This is a genomic window from Streptomyces sp. NPDC055140, from assembly GCF_053607285.1.
The window spans coordinates 1-2,507 of record NZ_JBSGTG010000126.1; the positions used below are offsets into that span (position 1 = coordinate 1).

At 71.0% G+C, this 2,507-nt stretch carries 3 protein-coding genes and 2 pseudogenes; 3 read left to right on the forward strand and 2 right to left on the reverse strand.

What is annotated here, in order from left to right; genetic code table 11:
- Window positions 1-393 (reverse strand): annotated as a pseudogene (locus tag ACWFR4_RS48065) (MFS transporter); the annotation flags it as partial.
- Entirely contained in the window at window positions 390-752 is a 363-nt protein-coding gene (locus ACWFR4_RS48070; protein WP_453658227.1) for a MarR family winged helix-turn-helix transcriptional regulator, read from the reverse strand. The gene ACWFR4_RS48070 and the pseudogene ACWFR4_RS48065, both read right to left, overlap by 4 nt.
- A 393-nt stretch (window positions 753-1,145) precedes the next feature.
- On the opposite strand from ACWFR4_RS48070, the gene ACWFR4_RS48075 reads away from it, so the two are divergent.
- The 3 genes and pseudogenes from ACWFR4_RS48075 to ACWFR4_RS48085 form a co-directional block, all read left to right on the forward strand.
- Entirely contained in the window at window positions 1,146-1,883 is a 738-nt protein-coding gene (locus ACWFR4_RS48075) for a dienelactone hydrolase family protein (RefSeq protein ID WP_453658221.1), read from the forward strand.
- A gap of 64 nt (window positions 1,884-1,947) precedes the next feature.
- Window positions 1,948-2,334: a site-specific integrase gene (locus tag ACWFR4_RS48080; protein WP_453658223.1), complete on the forward strand. Its 387-nt coding sequence runs from the start codon at window positions 1,948-1,950 to the stop codon at window positions 2,332-2,334.
- A pseudogene (locus ACWFR4_RS48085) lies at window positions 2,294-2,507 on the forward strand (hypothetical protein); the annotation flags it as partial. The gene ACWFR4_RS48080 and the pseudogene ACWFR4_RS48085, both read left to right, overlap by 41 nt.

The following is a 2,507-nucleotide window of genomic DNA, read 5'->3' on the forward strand; positions in this document are numbered from 1 at the left end:
CATCAGCGCCGTCAGCCCGAGCCCGACGCCCTGGGCCGCCCTGCCGGCCAGCAGCCACGCGAACGGCAGCGGCAGCACGGTGAGCGCGCTGCCGGCGACGACGACCGCCAGCGTGGCGAGGATCGTGGCCCGCCGGTGCGGGCCGGCTCCGAGCCGGCCCAGGACCGGCGTGGCGACGGCGCCGCTGAGCAGCGCGACGGTCAGCGTCCACTGCGCGCTGCCGAGCGAGACGTGGAACGAGGTCGCCACGCTGGTGATGAGCGGCGTCCCGAGGCTGGCGACCGCCGCCACGACCAGAGCGATGAACATCAGGGCGGGGACCAGCAGCCGCGCCTTGGAACGCGCCACCGGGAGCGCCTTCACCGCGACCCCGCCGATCGGCTGCCCGGTCACTGCTTCGGCCCTTCGCGGTCCTGGCTTTCGAGCTCTGCCAGATGCTTCAGCGCCGGAAGGGCCACCACCAGCGCCTCGACCTCGTCGCCGGTGAGCTCGCCGATCAACCGCTCGAACGCGTGGACGCCCGCCTGGCGCCGCGTCCGGACATAGGAGGCGCCGGCTTCGGTCAGGCACACCAGCGTGACCCGCTTGTCGGACGCGTCGCCCCGCCGCTCGACCAGGCCGGACTCCTCCATCACCCGGACCAGGGCGGTCATCGCGGGCTGGGTGACGCCCTCGACCGCGGCCAGATCGGTGATGCGCCGCGGGCCGGTCCGGTCCAGGGTGGCCAGGGTGCCGGCGGACGTCAGGCTCATGTCCCGGGGCAGGCGTCTCGCGGCCCTGGTGGCCAGGCCGTAGAGGGCTGCCCCGATGGCGGCGGACGCACCAGGAGCGGTGTCTTGACGACTCATGCTCGAAGCATAGCATTTTTATATTCATAGTTTATGGAAATGGCCGACTGGCGCGGGCAGCACCGCCTGTTGGGGTGTGGCCGAGATACGCGCCAAAGGGGCAACGAGATGGTCTTGAAGCCCTGAGCGCCCCTCGGCTGTCACTCATTCGGCACAGTGTCGCCAGCGCTGCCGTGGGGACGGGGTTTGTGACGGCTCTTGTGAGCCCTCGCCGTATTTCAGAGGGACACCCGCGCTGTTCTGCCCGCGGCAGAACACCGGCCGGACCGGGCTCGACGATCACTACTGTCCAGTCTCATGACGACGATTTCGACGCGTACGGTCGAGTACCCGGCCGACGGTTTGACGATGATCGGGCACCTCGCGCTCCCGGCCGGTGTCGACCGCCGGCCCGCGGTGCTGCTCGGACCAGAGGGCATGGGGCTCAGCGACGTCGAGCGCCGCCGGGCCGATGCTCTCGCCGAACTGGGATATGTAGCGCTGGCCTTCGACCTTCACGGCGGGCGCTATTTGGGTGACCCCGAGGAGATGCTGGCCCGTTGCTTGCCACTGCTCGCTCAACCCGACCGGATGCGGGCCATCGGCCATGCGGCGCTCGACGTGCTGCGCACCGAACCGCGGACCGACCCCGACCGGATCGCCGCCGTCGGCTACGGCACCGGGGGCGCCATCGGGCTGGAACTCGGGCGCGACGGCGTCAGCCTGCGCGCGATCGGGACAGTCAACGCACTAACCACGGGCCGACCGGGCGAGGCCGCGCGCATTCGCTGCCCGGTATGGGCCGGGGTCGGGTCGGAAGACCCGATCATGCCGCCCGCGCAACGGAACGCGTTCACCACTGAGATGCAGGCCGCGGGCGTCGACTGGCGCCTCACGGTCTACGGCGGCGCCTTGCACGCCTTCCACCACCCGCCGGTCGACCACCCCGTGGTCCCCGGCGTCGGCTACCACCCACAGCACGCGCAGCGAGCCTGGCGCGACGTCGTCGACCTGCTCGCCGAGTGCCTGCCCGTGACGGAGGATCTAGGGGCATGACCCAGGCAAGCATGCTGGCGCCGGGCCTGGTCGGCGTCGGGCACTGACAGTCCCCTCCCCTCAAGTGATCGCCCGCCGTACACGTGGCCCGCTGCACCTCACCGATCGCAAGGCCTCGGCCGGAACGCCGACGCTTGACGTGTGCCCGGAAACCGGCCGGGCCCGGCTCTCCTACCGCCGGGCTGAGGAAATCTTCGAGGAGAACACCCGGCTGCTGGCCAACCCGCTCGCCTCACCCGGGGACATCAAGGACCTGGACGGCTTCACACTCCACCGGCTCCGCCACACTGCCCTCACACACGACGCCGAGGACGGCACCTCCACCCCAATGCTGCCGGCCCACTCCCGCCACGCCTCCGTCCGTTCCCTGGAGCGGTACGCCCGCCCCGGCGTCGACGCGGTCGCCCGGCATGTCGCCGAACGCGACCCTGCCGCCCGCCGTCGCAGGTGAGTCCGAGCGCATCAGGGCTTCAAGATCATCTCGTTGCCCCTTTGGCGCGTATCTCGGTCACACCCCCTGTTGCGGACCCGAGGCCATCGAGATCGACGACAACTTCGGCTCCACCCTGTACGCCGAAGACGAGCGCGACACCCTGCCCGCTGAGGCCCTCGCCGCCTCCCTCG